The organism is Cytobacillus praedii (genome assembly GCF_001439605.1).
In the GTDB taxonomy this organism is placed as follows: Bacteria; Bacillota; Bacilli; order Bacillales; family Cytobacillaceae; genus Cytobacillus; species Cytobacillus praedii.
Genome location: NZ_LMBX01000005.1, coordinates 227,043 through 243,677 on the forward strand (window position 1 = coordinate 227,043; position 16,635 = coordinate 243,677).

General features: G+C 32.7%; 17 protein-coding genes, 2 pseudogenes and 1 other annotated feature. Of the genes and pseudogenes, 18 read left to right on the forward strand and 1 reads right to left on the reverse strand.

Annotation, left to right across the window (positions count from 1 at the left end; all coding sequences use genetic code 11):
* Positions 1–235: 235 nt before the first annotated feature.
* The gene (gene solA, locus ASU02_RS07955) at positions 236–1,369 is read right to left on the reverse strand and encodes an N-methyl-L-tryptophan oxidase (protein ID WP_057762782.1); all 1,134 of its coding nucleotides are present in this window, start codon (positions 1,367–1,369) and stop codon (positions 236–238) included.
* A 666-nt stretch (positions 1,370–2,035) separates the two neighbouring features.
* On the opposite strand from solA, the gene ASU02_RS07960 reads away from it, so the two are divergent.
* The 18 genes and pseudogenes from ASU02_RS07960 to ASU02_RS26635 all read left to right on the forward strand — a co-directional run bounded on the left by ASU02_RS07960 (position 2,036) and on the right by ASU02_RS26635 (position 16,620).
* Positions 2,036–2,878 carry a DUF2785 domain-containing protein gene (locus tag ASU02_RS07960; RefSeq protein ID WP_057762784.1) on the forward strand — a complete coding sequence of 281 codons (843 nt, stop codon included), beginning with the start codon at positions 2,036–2,038 and terminating at the stop codon, positions 2,876–2,878.
* 213 nt (positions 2,879–3,091) lie between these two features.
* Positions 3,092–3,538 carry a PaaI family thioesterase gene (locus ASU02_RS07965; RefSeq protein ID WP_057762786.1) on the forward strand — a complete coding sequence of 149 codons (447 nt, stop codon included), beginning with the start codon at positions 3,092–3,094 and terminating at the stop codon, positions 3,536–3,538.
* A 165-nt stretch (positions 3,539–3,703) separates the two neighbouring features.
* Positions 3,704–4,222: pseudogene (locus ASU02_RS07970) on the forward strand (DinB family protein).
* A gap of 232 nt (positions 4,223–4,454) precedes the next feature.
* Positions 4,455–4,838 (forward strand): hypothetical protein, encoded by a 384-nt coding sequence (locus ASU02_RS07975; RefSeq protein ID WP_057762788.1) that lies wholly within the window; start codon positions 4,455–4,457, stop codon positions 4,836–4,838.
* A gap of 213 nt (positions 4,839–5,051) precedes the next feature.
* Positions 5,052–5,273, forward strand: a binding site (T-box leader).
* Between the two features lie 57 nt (positions 5,274–5,330).
* Positions 5,331–5,888 (forward strand): annotated as a pseudogene (locus tag ASU02_RS07980) (GNAT family N-acetyltransferase).
* A gap of 304 nt (positions 5,889–6,192) precedes the next feature.
* Entirely contained in the window at positions 6,193–6,642 is a 450-nt protein-coding gene (locus ASU02_RS07985; protein ID WP_082631726.1) for an NUDIX hydrolase, read from the forward strand.
* 713 nt (positions 6,643–7,355) lie between these two features.
* Complete coding sequence (locus tag ASU02_RS07990) at positions 7,356–8,330, forward strand: glycerophosphodiester phosphodiesterase family protein (RefSeq protein ID WP_057762790.1); 975 nt, start codon at positions 7,356–7,358, stop codon at positions 8,328–8,330.
* Positions 8,331–8,588: 258 nt separating this feature from the next.
* Positions 8,589–8,915, forward strand: coding sequence for a metalloregulator ArsR/SmtB family transcription factor (locus ASU02_RS07995; RefSeq protein ID WP_057762792.1), 327 nt, complete (start codon positions 8,589–8,591; stop codon positions 8,913–8,915).
* A complete protein-coding gene (locus ASU02_RS08000) occupies positions 8,902–9,603 on the forward strand; it encodes an SRPBCC domain-containing protein (protein WP_057762794.1) in 702 nt (233 codons plus the stop codon). The genes ASU02_RS07995 and ASU02_RS08000 overlap by 14 nt, the downstream gene beginning before the upstream one ends.
* A 248-nt stretch (positions 9,604–9,851) precedes the next feature.
* Complete coding sequence (locus ASU02_RS08005; protein ID WP_057762795.1) at positions 9,852–10,559, forward strand: DNA alkylation repair protein; 708 nt, start codon at positions 9,852–9,854, stop codon at positions 10,557–10,559.
* A gap of 609 nt (positions 10,560–11,168) precedes the next feature.
* On the forward strand, positions 11,169–12,044 hold the full coding sequence (locus tag ASU02_RS08010) for a GNAT family N-acetyltransferase (protein WP_095396696.1): 876 nt from the start codon (positions 11,169–11,171) through the stop codon (positions 12,042–12,044).
* A gap of 512 nt (positions 12,045–12,556) precedes the next feature.
* Positions 12,557–12,940: a VOC family protein gene (locus ASU02_RS08015; protein ID WP_057762854.1), complete on the forward strand. Its 384-nt coding sequence runs from the start codon at positions 12,557–12,559 to the stop codon at positions 12,938–12,940.
* Positions 12,941–13,302: 362 nt separating this feature from the next.
* Positions 13,303–13,785, forward strand: coding sequence for a DUF2975 domain-containing protein (locus ASU02_RS08020; RefSeq protein WP_057762797.1), 483 nt, complete (start codon positions 13,303–13,305; stop codon positions 13,783–13,785).
* A 10-nt stretch (positions 13,786–13,795) separates the two neighbouring features.
* Complete coding sequence (locus ASU02_RS08025; RefSeq protein WP_057762800.1) at positions 13,796–14,017, forward strand: helix-turn-helix domain-containing protein; 222 nt, start codon at positions 13,796–13,798, stop codon at positions 14,015–14,017.
* A gap of 105 nt (positions 14,018–14,122) precedes the next feature.
* Positions 14,123–14,914, forward strand: a complete 792-nt coding sequence (locus ASU02_RS08030; protein ID WP_057762802.1) for a DUF817 domain-containing protein — start codon at positions 14,123–14,125, stop codon at positions 14,912–14,914.
* 168 nt (positions 14,915–15,082) lie between these two features.
* On the forward strand, positions 15,083–15,370 hold the full coding sequence (locus ASU02_RS08035; protein ID WP_057762804.1) for a hypothetical protein: 288 nt from the start codon (positions 15,083–15,085) through the stop codon (positions 15,368–15,370).
* Between the two features lie 173 nt (positions 15,371–15,543).
* On the forward strand, positions 15,544–16,089 hold the full coding sequence (locus ASU02_RS08040) for a DUF402 domain-containing protein (RefSeq protein WP_095396703.1): 546 nt from the start codon (positions 15,544–15,546) through the stop codon (positions 16,087–16,089).
* A 222-nt stretch (positions 16,090–16,311) separates the two neighbouring features.
* Positions 16,312–16,620, forward strand: a complete 309-nt coding sequence (locus tag ASU02_RS26635; protein ID WP_198317418.1) for a hypothetical protein — start codon at positions 16,312–16,314, stop codon at positions 16,618–16,620.
* Positions 16,621–16,635 lie beyond the last annotated feature (15 nt).

The window sequence follows — 16,635 nt, forward strand, 5'->3', positions numbered from 1 at the left end:
TTATTAAACTTAAACGTTTTTTAATAATGTTTCTTCTTCTTGAAAAAAGGACTGCAAAAGTTGATGATCAACAGTTCTCATTATTATTCTATTACTGGTAGTGGTTAGTTTTAACTAGAATTCAAGAAAAATGCTTATATACAAATGAAGAGAAAAACAATAATTAAAAAAATCCCAATTCCTTAGTATCCTATTGATAGGATGTGCTTAAATAATTATTTTAGAAACTTGTTCGTTATTTAGTATTAAAACGATTGATTGAAAACGGAGCAATATCTTTTTCCCTTTTCCCTGAAATGATTAAATTGCTTAAAGTTTGACCAATAGCACTGCTAAATTTGAATCCATGTCCTGAAAATCCAGCTGCAATCGCAACATTGGAATACTTAGGATGTAAATCTACAATAAATTTCTCATCAGGAGTAAGTGTGTACATACAAGTTTTACCATACTTCAATTGCCCAATATCAGGAATATAGTGACTCAAGAAATGTACCAGATCTCCTTCATCTTCTGCTAAAGCACCAAATTTTCTAATTGATTCATCTGGATTTATTTGGTCTCCGCCATCATGACGCCCTACCTTTAAACCAGAGCCATCAATACTTGGGAAACCATAATATAGACCTTGAAGTGTTTCAAAAGCAAATGCTGGAAAATGCTTATGACAATAGATTTGTTCATTAGCGTTAAACCAAGCGAATGTCTTTCTCACGGGTGTAAGGGGAAGTTCCAAATTTAGCATAGAAAGGAGCTGTTTTGCCCATGCACCTGCCGAAATAACCAATGCATCTGAGTAAAAAGTCTTTTTGTCTGTCTTGATCGTCACTTTATCATCATGAATAGAGATCTCTTTTACTTTAGTATTAGTCAGTATCGTAGCACCATTTAATGTAGCAAGTTTTTGGTATGCTTTAATACTCTCTTCACATTTTAATACGCCGGAAGTTGGTTCAAAGCAGCCAATCAAATCATTAGATAAAGTAATACCAGGCCAGCGTTTATGAACTTCTATTGTTTCAATAATTTCAAGGGGTAAAGAATATTTATCAGAGCTAGAAACAGTATTTTGGATAAAGTCCGAATTTTTATTTCCTACATTCAAAACTCCAGTTTTGATAAATAATTGCTTTCCTGTTTCCCTTTCTAAATCATGCCATAATTCTTGAGCTTTCAGGACAAATGGAACATACTGCTCGTCCTCAGCATAAGCATGCCGAATAATTCTTGTTTCCCCGTGATGACTGCCGTTGTTATGTGGTGGATTAAATGAATCTAATAGTAAAGTTTTTTTCCCACTCTTAGATAAAAAATATCCTGCAGCCATTCCCATGGAACCTGCTCCAACGACGATTACATCATAAGTCATGCCATTTACCTCCGATTATTAGACTAGTTACTAAAAATTCGCTAAAGTATAAAAAAATGAATTAATTATACACTCTAGAATAAAACAATTTGAAGATGTATATAAAAGGTACGATAAACATTAATAGATTGGATACATCTTTTTGTTGATATAGTTAACTCATATGGCAGCTAAGTTAAGAAGGATCATTTATCTGGTGCTCTTAAATAAATAAAATTAGAAGGGTGATTTTATTGGTAAGGGTTTAGAAATAGGTAAAGATATAAAACAATCCGAAACCATTGATTGCCAATAGAAATAATGAGTCATTTAAGACTATGACTAGTTACACTCAGAGGTGTTAAGACAATAAGAAGTATGAAACAGCTGTTAAAGAATGTCACTTGTAAAAATTAAATGTACATCCATCCCATAGAAAACGAGTTTGCTAAAAATTCCTTGTATGGATGATAAAAGGATGTGATTATAGTACGTTATTATCAACTCATGATTGCAATTATGGGCAAAATGTTTAAAATTATGGAATCTATGTGAAGTGAAATAAAACTTTTTCTTAATGAACAAATGTATTAATGGCAAATAAGATGAAGATTCAATTGAGGATTAGCTGCATTCTTTTCTTTTGTTGTTCGGTAGTTCAATTATAAATAAAAGTGGTGAAAGAAAATGACATTAAAACTGGAACTAATAAATATAGACAAGACTTTACAAAAAAGTGATATTGATATGGATACTCTTATTGAAAAAATGTTAGGAAGTATTGGCTCAGTCGACTCTGAACTAAGGGACAAATTAATTTATAATACTTTTGGAAAGTTAATTATGGAGGATTTTTTAACTGTGAAACAAATGCAGCACATTATTGATGTCTGTTACAAGAACTTGTTTTTTGACATTGGTCAAAAAGCTAGTGATACAGTGTTTACACGTTCGTTTTCGGCTTTAGTTATAGCACTTATTATTGAAAAAGATAGAGAAAAAAGGTTTTTATCAGATGATATCATCTTAAAGATAATTAATGGAAGTATTGAGTATTTGAATCTTGAAACAGACATTCGTGGCTATGTAGAAGAGAAGGGATGGGCACATAGTATTGCACATGGAGCAGATTTACTGTCAGAAACAATACGACATCCACTTTTTAACACTAAGTTTTCTTCTAAATGTCTCGAAACAATTAAACATTGTTTATTCAAAGAAAGTACAGGTGATACACCATATGTTGATGATGAAGAGGAAAGGCTATTACTTGCTGTAGAAGCCCTTATGGAAAAAGGAATAACTAGTAATGAGATTGAATCTTGGGTAGTGGAACTTTCGAATAAATTAAATGAATTACTAGAAAATGAAGGTTATAGTTTAAACTTCTTTAGGAAAAGGTCCAATGTTGTAAATTTCTTACGGGGATTTTATTTTCGGCTTCTATACAAAAATAGTAATTTAAAGTTACGAGAAAATATAGTAACTGCATTAAAACATTGGCATGAAAAATTGTATAACTTAAATTAGAGAAAAAAGAGGAAATAAAAATATAATTCTGTCTGTAGTGTAGATTTTAAGGAAATACGATTAAAATCAGGAAATCATTTTGTCTCTATATTTATTGGAATTTCGATTGTAGGACTCCTACATATTTGAAGAAAAAGATGTTCCTATTAATAGCTGAGAGAATAATAATTTATATGTATTTGGAATTAATACTATTTAAGGAGTAGAGGATTTGTGAAGAAGAAAGTTGATGATTATCAAATTTATGAAAAATACTACGAGCAAATATTCCAGCAAGTAAAAAATGATCCGTTTGCTCAGTCGCTTGGTATTCAATTAACTAAATTTGAGGCTGGATTTGCAGAAGCCATTCTTGAAGTGAAAAACCATATGGAAAATGCATATGGAACTGTTCATGGGGCAGTTATTTATGCATTAGCAGACCATGCTTTTTCTGTAGCCTGTAATGCATATGGAAAAACATCATTAGGCCTTTCGACAACCATTCAATTTATTGAATCTGCAAAACCTGGTGACAAGATAGTAGCTTGTGCAAAAGAAATTAAAAGAAATTATCGTACAGGATTCTATCGCATTGATATTTTCCATGAGCAAAACCTGATTGCAACCATGGAGGCAGTGTCTTACAGAAAGGATCAATATTTTATAGAACTGGATTAATCGTGAAAAGCCGGACAAATAAACTTGCCGTTATCACAGCATTATCATATTTATTCATCTTCTGGTGCAGGTTATTTCCTTTTTTCATATACTCTAGTAAATTACAACTTGTAAAAATGGGAATTTTCAGACCTGCCCTTTTTTATTTTTTGGGGGAGGATATACATGGATTATAGAATAAGACAAAGAGATGGATTCCAAGGCAAAATTGGAGAACTTGTTTCTATGTTAGAGTATTCAAGAGAAGTTTTATTGAATGATATTAAGGATTTAGACCAGACTGATATAGATTTTATTCCATTTGAAGATGCTAACTCGATTGGATCACTATTAATGCATATCGCTTCGATAGATTTTGTTCATCAAGTTATTACATTTGAAAAAAGAGACTTAAATGAAAATGAATATTCCCGATGGGAGTCAGCTTTATTTCTTGGAGAAAAGGCAAGAGATGAAATCAAGAATCGACCGCTTAATTATTACCTGGACATATTATTTGAAACGCGTGAGAGGACTTTAACATTGCTAAGTTCAAAAAATGAAGAATGGCTGTATGAGGAAAATATTTGAGATAATGGGGTTTCGCATAATAACTTCTGGCTCTGGTTTCATGTTATGGAAGACGAAATAAACCATCGTGGGCAGATTAGATTAATTAAGCGAATGTTGTTAAATTCAAAATAAAATCTGTTTATATTACTTGGTGCAAGAGTTGAAGGTCCAACGGTGATCAGCAGCTCTTTTTTTATGGAAATTAAGGGCTGACTTTATTAATTATAAATGGCATTGGAAGCATATATAGAATAAGTATTTATTATAGATGAAAAAAGTAAACAGCAAATCACATATATACAGGATGATTATTGAGAAATAGACGAAAAACCAAAAAATATTCCAGTAAATTTGGAGGTGGAAAATGTATCGAATACGATTAATTTTATTAAGTTTTATTATTACTGGCTGTACTCCAGATAGTTCATTTTCAAAAAAAGGAGATGGTTTATTAAAAACTGAAGATGAAACGTATGTGTCTCCAATTAATGATAGTAATTATGAATTTACTTACCTTGAAGAACTGCCGAGCGAAAAACTAAAAATGTATAAAGAATTTTTAAGGAATGGCAGCATTAGTAGTTTGAGTGATTTTACCCCAGAGGAAATGGTTTTAATTTTTATGAATTTGGTATTTGAAGACAATCTTGAAAAACTCTACATTATTACTTACGATAATGGACATCTACCCCCTGTAGAAGATTTTATAGAAGAATACAGGTCTTCAGATTGGAGCAAACGTATTTAATGTATAGATTTTATGATTCAATTTCTATCAATGGGCAAAGTACCAAAGATACGAAAATCATTCAATTAGAAATTGTTTTTGGGAGTAAAAAATATATAAGGACATTTCCAATGATGCAAGAAGATGGTATTTGGAAAATAGCTATTTATGAGAAGAATATCAATTGAATTGACGAACTATTATGATGATTGTTATAATAGTGGAAATTTTATAAGAAACACGATGACTAGGAATAGTAAGGAATGTTTGTTGTTTAGAGAGCTATTGTTTGCTGAAAGATAGTCAATAAAGTTCCCCAAGTCGCCTATGGGTGGTTAGACTGATATGTAGGTCTAGACGGGTGGAACCCGTTATTATGCTATGAGAAGGTTTATCATATATGCTTACAAACTAATTAGGGTGGTACCACGTTAGGTTTAGCCTATCGTCTCTACAGAGACGATAGGCTTTTTATATTTATTTTTACATTATAGCAATGGAGGGTGTTATTCAATGATATATAATAACCAAAATAAAACAATTACCACTAAAAGGCTTGTATTAAGACTGTTTCAAAAATCTGATGCAGAAACTGTTTCTTTCCTTTGTAATAACTATAATATTTATAAAAATACATTATATTTGCCCAATCCTTAGGCTATAGAGGTTGCTTTGATGTGGATTGAGCCACAGCTTGAAAATTATAATTCCAATAAATCATACGAATTTGCAATAATCAGTAAGGATAGTGGAGCCTTTATATGGTGCAATTGCGTTAACGAACAACCAAAGGTTTAATAATGGGGAAATAGCTTATTGGATTGGTGAGGGATATTGGGGGAATGGTTATGCTACCGAAGCGGCACAAGCTATTTTACAATTTGCATTTGCAGAAAAACAATACCATAAAGTTTTTGCAAGATACTTTAAATCCAATCCAGCTTCGGGAAGAATGATGCAAAAATTAGGAATGAAATAAGAAGTGATACTAATTGAGCAAGTATTAAAAGAAAATCGATATGAAGATTTAATCTTTTAGGAATGATAAATCCATTGGAACATAAATCTTAAATTTAATTAAAAGTGCCAGTAAGTTTTTCCTATGTGCATATAAAATAATCGAGAGCTTTTGTTGCCAACCAGCTGTTATTCTGAAACCTTCGAATAAAGAATATAAAGGATTATTATGAAAAGGAAAACTAAGATTCTAAGAGAATTGGTGTTTTAGTGGAACTAAAGAAGAAAGTGAAAAGCATGGTAAGCCACTTTAAGAGAAAGTAATAAAAACGGAATAAAATAGAAACTGTGTTACTCTCTACTACAATAAGGATTATAATTGGAGCAAATGCAAAATAAATGAGGGATTAAATAAATAATGTATAAGTATACGGTGTGTTTTATCAAAAATAAAAATGAAATTTTAATGCTTAACCGAGAAAAACCCCCAATTATGGGTGTTTGGAATGGAGTAGGAGGAAAAATTGAAAAAGGCGAATCTCCCGATGAAGGTGCATTACGTGAAGTGTTTGAGGAAACAGATTTAAGTGTAGATAACTACTTTTCAAAGGGAACAGTATGCTGGGAATCATCTAAGGGTGTTACTGAAGGGATATATGTTTATCTATATGAAGTAAGTAATAATGTAAAATTGGATACTCCCAAAAAAACACGAGAAGGTATATTAGATTGGAAATCAATTGATTGGGTATTAAACCCCAATAATCTTGGTATTGCAGATAAAGTTTCTCACTATCTGCCAGTTCTCTTGAAGGAAGAAGGGAACTACTCGCTTAAGTATAAAAATGGGAAAATCCATATATTATAAAAAGATTTTATTAGACAAGTTCTGGCCACTCCACAAATAATGAACAAGCAATACGGTCTTGATAATATTTATTAAATTATAGTGTTATTATGTTACTAATGAATTTTGTTTGAGATTGAACCAAAGCTCGAAAATGATGTGTATATTAAATAATCTTAGTGGGTTGTTGATATATGGAAAATGGATATTGAAATTTCAGGCGTTGGTTTTGGTTTATTTTGGATTGGCTTTAATGGGCTATTACATTGGAAAAGGATTGCAAAATTTCCGCAAGTCAGCAAAAGAGATTGATTATTTTACATTATTAAAAGAAAGTGATTAATGAATTTTTTTAACTTAAATTCACATGAGATAAATGCGTTATTAAATAATCCTGATATTCCTAAAGTGATTTTGGAAGGGACTACCTACTATCCTAAAAAACAATTAATTGAATGGATTACGTCTAATTCTATTATTAATAAATAACTTTAATAAATATATTAATTGAAATAGGAGCTCAGACTATAATTTTCTAATTTTTAATGCACAGGCAGAAAGCCTGTGTTTATTTACATTAGAATGGCTTCTTAAAGAGAAAAATAAAATCAGTATATTCGATAAATTATCATCGTTTTATTATTTTTCTGCTATTGAGTATTTATTTTACATTTATTATTCTAAAAATAGTATTTCGGTAACTTTATCTCATCAGTAGATTGGAGGGGTTGAAAGTGAAACTTAGAAAAGTAATAAAACGTGGATCATTTCTACTTCTATTTTTAGTCTTGTTTATTTTTGTTAATAACAGCTCCATCTTTACAAAGGAACGAAACGGAGAACCACTTCTTTTAGCCCATCGTGGACTGGCACAAACGTTTAATATGGAGGGAATAACAGGTGAAACCTGTACTGCGGAGCGAATATATGTTCCAGAGCATCCCTATATTGAAAATACAATCCCTTCTATGAAAGCAGCTTTTAATGCTGGGGCAGATATCGTAGAAATAGATGTTCACGTGACGAAAGATGAAGAGTTTGCTATTTTTCATGACTGGACCCTCGATTGTAGAACAGATGGCACTGGAACAACAAGAGATTATACAATGGATGAACTGAAGGAATTAGATGTGGGTTATGGGTATACAGCAGATAATGGGAGAACGTTTCCTTTTCGCGGCAAAGGAGTAGGGTTAATGCCTACGCTTGATGAGGTTTTAACTGAATTTGCAGAAGAGCCCTTTCTAATCCATATTAAAAGCAATGACAGAAATGAAGGAATACAGCTATCACAATACCTCTCTAAGTACTCAGATGGTAGGCTAAGTAATCTTTCTGTATATGGCGGGGATGAACCAATAGCTGCTTTAAAGGAAAAACTACCTAAGTTGCGAGTCATGTCAAAGCAAACATTGAAGAGTTGTTTGCTGCCTTATCTATCAGTTGGTTGGACAGGCCATATTCCATCTTCGTGTAAAAATACCCAATTACATATTCCAGAAAAATATGCGGCATTTTTGTGGGGATATCCAAACAAGTTTCTTAACAGAATGGATCAAGTGAATACAAGGGTTATCCTTGTTGCGGGAGACGGCGGGTGGTCAGAAGGGTTTGATACAGAACAAGATCTGGATCGTATTCCGGAAAAATATAATGGCGGGATATGGACCAATCGGATTGATGTGATTTCACCTATCATAGAAAAATAAGTACTATTAAATATATACTTTGACCTTAGTTTGAACAAAGCCTTTATTAAGTTGCTATTCAGCATTGAATCACTTTTTAATGTACTGAACGAAGGGGTGTAAGAGTTGAAGATCCAGTGAGGATCAGATACTCTTTTTTTATTCTGAGTTAGCTAAGTACGTTTATTTATTTTTTTCAGAAAAGTCTTGACAATAGAATTCCTGGAATATATATTACATATAACCAATTGGTTATATGTGTGAAATGAGGGTATGAAAGTGCCAGATATTTATCGTGCATTAGGGGATTCAACAAGACGGCGTATACTAAGTATGCTTAAACAAGAAAACAAAACTCAGAAGGAGATCGTCGAAGCATTTGCTATCTCTCAACCAGCAATTAAGAAGCATCTGAATATTTTATTGGAGGAAAATATTATTACAGAGAGCTTGAAAGGGAAGTACCGTATCTATTCATTAAATTTCAATGTACTCCAAATTACCTTACAGGAAATGCATCAATTTACCGGAGAGCTGCTTGATAGCCAGCTTGTCAGTTTGAAAAAATATGTGGAAAAAGGAGAGGTTCAGGATGAACATGATTAAGGAATCAATAAAGAGTGTTATCGTTGTTAATGCACCTTTGAAGCAAGTTTGGGATGCATTGACGATGCCTGAGCATTTAAACCGCTGGTATAGTAAAAAGGCTGAAATAGATTTTCGTATTGGTGGCAAAGGCTATATGAATCATGGGTGGGGTGCTGTATCTGAGGGTGTATTTACAGAGATTCATGAAATGAAGCGTTTTGTGCTTCAAAGCATTGATGGGGATTTTAAAACGATTACTTCTTTAGAAAAAGTAGAAAATGGGATACAGGTTAGTATTGAATACAAGGCTTCCTTTATTACTGAAATGAATCAAGCTGCCAAGGAAAATATGTTGTTTGGTACTAATCAATTTTTAGAAAATCTTAAGAGTGTCTATGAAACTGGGATTGATATTCGTTCAAAATTATGGAAAGCATGGATTGGAATTGTACATACAACAAATGACGAAGATAGGGGAACACGAGTTTTACAGGTGAAGGAAGGGTCAGCAGCTGCAGCTTCTGGCATTAAGCCAAATGATGTTATAGTGGAACTTGATGGCGTAAAAATTGTGGGATATGAATCGTTTGAAAGGGCATTGAATAAAAAAGCTGTTAATAGTATTGCTATCTTAACAATAGAAAGAAAAGGAAATGTAAAGTTTCAGGTGAATTGTCCTGTAGTTGCTTACCCAGTACCCTATTAGGGTTTCGTGAAAAAGATAGTTATATTGTATATTAACTATCCATTCTATCATTTTTGAGTGGCTCAGATTTACCATTTCCTTATTGAAAAATAGGCCTATGATGTACTCAGCCAAGTAATAGGGCAATTTAATCTGGATTGTTTCACTCACATAGAATTTTTATTAAATTGTGGAAATTTCAGTAAAGAAAATTAACCTGTTTTATATAATTGAATGGGTTTTAATAATCAGGAAGGATGAACGAAACTATGGATAGAGAAACAGTTATGCATGAGCTTGAGGCCATCGGTAAAGAAAGACTAAAAAAGATGTACCTCTCTAATGGTGCACATGAACCGCTTTTTGGAGTGGCCACAGGTGCTATGAAACCGATTGCAAAGAAAATAAAAGTAAACCAAGGTTTAGCTGAAGAACTATATGCGACAGGTAATTATGATGCAATGTATTTTGCTGGGATTATTGCAGACCCAAAAACAATGAAAGAATCGGATTATGAACGCTGGATCGATGGAGCATATTTTTATATGCTATCGGACTATGTGGTAGCAGTAACATTATCGGAGTCTGATATCGCACAAAAAGTTGCTGATAAATGGATTGAAAGCGGTAATGAACTGAGAATGTCAGCCGGCTGGAGCTGCTATTGCTGGCTTTTAGGGAATCGGAAAGACAATGAATTTGACAAAAATAAAATTTCAAAAATGCTAAAAAATGTGAAAAACTCTATTCATGACTCACCAGAACGAACGAAATCAGCTATGAATAATTTTCTATACACTGTTGGAATTTCATACTTACCACTACATGACAAGGCTGTTGAGACTGCAAAAGAAGTTGGTACGGTAGAGGTCAAAAGAGAAAATAAAAAGAGCAGTTTTCTAAATGCTTACGAAAGTATCCAAAAAGAAGTGGATAGAGGGAAGTTAGGTTTTAAACGAAAATATGTCAGATGTTAAAACAAGCTGTGAAAAGAGGTGTTGATCCAAGAGGGATTGACACTCTTTTTATGGAAGATATGGAAGAAATGAAGATCCTTCTTCATAAAACGGTACCATCCATTAAGATTATGAACAAATTCATGCAGCATAAGAATAATTAGTTGTATCCTCTGGTTACTCGAAAAAGTACAATTTAGCGAAATGGTTAGTAAAAAAATTGGGAGGAATTTTATTGTTTCTCCCATTGATCATTTTTTTAATTCTTGGGAATATGAATCGATATCCACTCAGAATAATTAACTGATGTTTCACTTCAACAGGAAATTACTACACAGATTTGGACAGTAGGACGTATAGCATTGCATACAGTCTCTTCCATCTCCACATTTGAAAGGCAAGGACCTATTTGTTCAATCTATTTCTTATGCTAAGTAAAACTTTGTATATTTTAACCATGGGGTTAAAAGAGTTGAAGATCCATTAAGGATCAGCAGCTCTTTTTTATTCTGCTAAAGGGACAAAAAAATACAACAAGTAGCTGGGATTTTTTGTTATGATAAGAGTCAGAAATATCATTTAATTAAAGGGTGCTAATAAAATTATATGAATATACAAGGAGATTAGGATGTGGCAATAATAGAGTTCATGAAAAATAACGATGTTGATACTATTGCAAAGTTCATTTCAGAAATGAATAAAATTGGCGAATCACATATTGGTTATTGTGGGAATGATCGTGTTGGAATAGCTCATTCATTAAGGGAAGATCTATCAGATATTACTTATGATAACAGTTTCATAACTGTGTATGAGGAAGATGAACTGATAGGAGTATTAGGATTTGATGCAGATCTTGAGTCCAATAGCGCGGAGATATGGGGACCGTTTATTAAGGAAAACAAATGGGACGTTGTAAATCATTTGTGGAACAGAATGGTTGAATTACTGCATGATGATATTAATTCAATTCGTATGTTTCCTAATAAACTAAACAAAAAAGTCCTGCAACTGGCTGAAGAACTTTCCTTTACTAAGCATAGTGACCAAACAGTATTGAATTTTAACAAAAATAGTATATCTCAATTAGATGAAATTTTTATTTTAGAATTAATGGAAGAGTATTTTACAGAAATGAAAAATCTGCATGATCAATCTTTTCCTAATTCATATTATAGTGGTCAGCAAATTATTAACCGGCTTAACGAGGATAGGAAAGTTTTTATAATCGTAAATGATGGTCAATTAGACGGTTATATTTATGCAGAAGCAGAACCTGCCTATGGGGAAGCGAGTATTGAATTCTTAGCTGTTAAAGAAAGTAAGAGAGGAAAAGGAATAGGGAGTAAATTATTAACTGCTGCCCTAAATTGGATCTTTACTATAGAAAGTATTAAATCAATTACTCTTTGTGTCAATTCCAGTAATCAGAATGCTATAAATTTATATAAGAAAGTGGGATTTGAGCAAATACATGAGTTATGTTTTTATACTAAAAATATATAGATTGAATTTTATTGGTGCATTTTTGGAAAAAGGAAGTAACTAGTTTAAGATATCCCTGATTACATGAAGGGGAAATAAGGTGAAAAAGAGGTAACCTTGGGACAGGTACCCTGTTTAGTTTTTTATTTCAACTATTGCTCTCTCAAGAATTTTTATTGACTTAATTCCTTTGGCAACAACGTATGCTTGCCCGGGGGTGGAATAGGGAACAAAGGGTGTAGGGGTTATCATAGCAGCCATTCTACTTGTCTTGGTTAGATACAGTTAACAAATTAACAAAGATATTTAATAAGGCAAATCATCAAATTCTATATATAAGTAGGTAAACCATGAAGGTTTTATATTAACTTGATTTCATCAAGATAAAACTATTGAAATAGTTTGAATTTGGATAGATTTTGGTCCAGTTAATGACTTACAAGTTAGTGAAACAAGGTTTGGTTCATAAAGGTTATTATCAGTTTTTCTTGAATATAGACATTTATTTCTAAATGGAGGGACGATTAGTGAATATGCCAATAAAAAAAACACCAATAAAAAACCGAATCGGAGGTGTATTTGTTCCAGTTCGAGATATTGAAAGAGCAAGAGAATGGTACAACCAAATACTAGGTTTGGAAGGCGGAGAAATATCTTTTGGACATATCTACTCTGCACCAATGGATGGCACTGCTGGATTAATTTTAGATACAATGCCAAAGTGGAGAAATGAGGATGGAAATGTTTCCACTTATCAAGCACCATCAATTCAGTTTTTAACAAACGATATTTATGCGTCATACCAATTTTTAAAAGAAAATAATGTTGAACTATTGACGGGAATAGAGGACGACTTTTATTTTGTGTTTAAAGACCCAGATGGAAATTTATTGATGATTTGTAAGGAAATATCTTAATAAGTATATTAGAAATTAGGTATGAAAAATGGGCTGTAATGCAATTACACTAATTGTATATCGTGATAGAACAAGAACTTAGGTTGTCAATATCATCATGCTATAAAACGATGATTGTAAAAGGTTGAACTTATTGAATGGATACATTTCACTAATATATTAGCATTTTCTTGAGTAAGTAAAAATTGAATACTTTCAGTAAAAGAGCATTTCTTTGCCGCAAAGAATGCTTTTTTTTATGGATTAGAGAATATAATGACTATTTAACAATAAGTATATATTTAAATTTGATAATTATTTATTGTAAAACGATAAATAACCTGCTAAAATCAAATTGAAAATATATCAGTGAGGTGCTTTTAATGAAACAAGTGTCAACGCTCTTTTTAAAGATAGCAGTTATTCTTATTGGAATTCCCATTCTTGCTTTGTGTATTTTTATGGTGCCTGAGTTAGGGAATATTGCAGCAGAACTGCTTCCTAAGTTTGCTATTATAAAATATCTAGTTTTCATTGTCTTTTATGCTTCTGCGATCCCTTTTTATATTGCTTTGTACCAAGCTTTTAAACTTCTACGCTATATTGATAAAAATGAAGCGTTCTCGCAAATTTCAGTAACAGCGTTAAAGAAAATCAAATACTGTGCAATCACAATTTCTAGTTTGCATATACTCGTCTTGCCACTTTTCTATCTGTTTGCGGAAATAGACGATGCTCCAGGAGTTATTTTTGTTGGATTGGTAGTTCCTTTTGCTTCGCTGGTTATTGCAGTCTTTGCGGCAGTTCTCCAAAAACTTTTACAAGAAGCGATTGATATAAAATCAGAAAATGACTTAACGGTCTGAGGTGATTAACATGGCAATAATAATCAATATTGATGTGATGCTGGCTAAAAGGAAAATGAGTGTAACAGAACTATCGCAAGAAGTTGGAATCACTATGGCTAACCTTTCTATATTGAAAAATGGTAAGGCGAAAGCGATCCGATTATCAACATTAGAGGCGATTTGCAAGGCTTTAGAATGTCAGCCAGGAGATATTTTAGAGTACCGAAATGAAGAAATCATACAGGATTGATAAAGTGGATTTTTTAAAGTAAAAAGAATCTTGAACAGGGATGAAACCTAAGTGCAACTCAAGCAGGAAGTAGATAAATCTAGAAAAATCTTTGGAGGCATAAATATGAGAGCAATAAAACAACTCGTTCGTTTTGGTTGGGAGCAAGCATTATCCTGTTTATTTCCTGTCGTTATTTTTGCCTCTTTAGCTTTGACACAAATTGTTCCTCTACCCATTCTGCCACGGTATGACTGGCTGCTTATCCTATGTCTTTTGATGCAGTGGGGGATGGTTCGCTCTGGACTAGAAACAAGGGATGAACTGAAGGTAATCACATTATTTCACATTATTGGACTCGCTCTTGAGATATTTAAGGTACATATGGGCTCTTGGTCTTATCCAGAGGAAGGATACTTCAAAATCTTTGGCGTGCCATTGTATAGCGGATTCATGTATGCTAGTGTAGCAAGTTATCTTTGCCAGGCTTGGAGGAGGTTAAAGGTTGAACTGATTAAGTGGCCGCCGTTTATGATAGTGGTCCTACTAGCAGCCGCAATTTATTTAAATTTCTTCACTCACCATTATTGGATAGATGTAAGATGGTGGCTATCAGGACTTGTCATCATTGTTTTTTGGCAATCGTGGGTAACATACGAGATTAATGGAACTAGTTACCGTATGCCACTGGCCCTTTCTTTTGTGCTGATTGGTTTTTTTATATGGATTGCTGAAAATATAGCAACATTCTTTGGTGCATGGAAATATCCTAATCAAACCGAAGCATGGAGTCTTGTCCATTTAGGTAAGGTGAGTTCATGGCTGCTATTAGTAATTGTTAGCTTTCTTATTGTTGCAACATTAAAACAAGTTAAGGGGAAAAGTACCACTAGCTTAGACGCGAGTAAATATTTATAACTATCTAAATGGTCGAATCCTTAAAATTGGAAGGATTCGACTTTTTCATGTTGAGTTTTCATGCATCGGTGTAAAAGAAGGTATACTGAAATTGATTAATAGAATTGGGGAAATATCGTAAATAATGAGAAAATGATTAGGTAAAGTTCACCTTTAGGAGGAAATCCATTGGAAAATATCATTTGGATAAACGGAAGTTCTAAAGAGGACAATCGAATTTTTGCTTCGGATTTAGAAGCTAGAGAATGGGCAGATGCTTTATATTCAGATTTTGCTGCTTATTTAAGTAAAGAAAATAATGTAGGATACGCATCACCTGATGAGAAAGTAATTCATTATTTATTAACGATTTTACCTCAATGGGCTGTTTATAATCATTTGAAAGTAGAAGTCTATACGGAAAAAATAAATATATCCGGCCAGATCATCTATAGAATTTGGACTGTGAATGTTTAAATATTCTTCGCGAACGTTATTCTTCCATAACAAAGATTGTTTTTTAGGATTAAACAAAGGCTCAAGATGGTTTGAAATGGGTAAAGCGGCTAATAAAAAAGAAAAAAGGTGAAAGCGAAATGGATGTTACGATTAATAAAATGGAAGGAGAAATTAGAGAAGTGATAAATGGAATGCCCCCAGCCTATCAATATGGTCATAATTTAATTGAAAGAAAAATGCGGTACGACACAAAAGTTGTAGAATACCGTTGCAAGTTGTTAGAAGCACATAATCAACAGGTGGTGCTTTTTCATATTATAGAAGATACTTTTATAATGACTGCGAACCAAGCAAATTTAACTATCCCTAAAGGGAGTTACACACTTGCCTATTACTGGGGAAATCGTCCATATAATTTATACATTTGGAGAGATAATAAAGGGAAGTATATAGGCTGCTATATTAATATTGTTAAAAACACTTGTTTTACTAATAAGATGGTATCCTTTGAGGATTTGATAATAGATATTATGGTACTCCCTAATGGAGAGTATTATATATTGGACGAAGATGAGCTGCCGGTTCCATTGGAACAGTTTGAGAATGGAAATGTCTTAAAAGCACTTAATTCTTTAATTGGCTCCCTTGATAGTTTCCTTCCTAAAATGATTTCAGATGCTGAAAATACATATAAGCATGCAGAACTACTTCCTTGGTTGAACAAGTACGAAATATAAGGATTTCTTTCAAAAAAATCATAAACATAGTAGATTTATAATTAAAAGAAGAAGGCTGTTATAAAGACAGCTTTTTTTCGTGTTGAGATTAATTTTAATAGAATGTTAAAAAGAAAAAAGCTATTTATTGCCGAAAGTCAATAGATTGAATCCTTTTATAAAATGAATCGTAATATTAGTGAATCCCTAGGTGGATCGCTCGTTTTTCATAGGAGGGAGTTTATGGCTGAAACGATCATATTTGTGATTTTTTTGATACCACTTTATGGTATAATGCTTTGGACTTATTATTTTCCTGAAGATTGTATATTAGCTGGAAAGAGACGGATGTATACTGAAGAACCAGAAATCTCAAAAGCAGCAATACGTTATACAAAATCCGCAGCAATGACAACGATGGTCGGGCTGCCTGTCGTTATAATAAGCTTTATTTTAAAAATTTATGTTCTTAGATTTTCGATAATTATATTTTTCTTAATTTTTATTCTCGGAGCACTTAGAATATATACGGATGACGACAAAGATGATTAAATTAAAGAGAGGGCT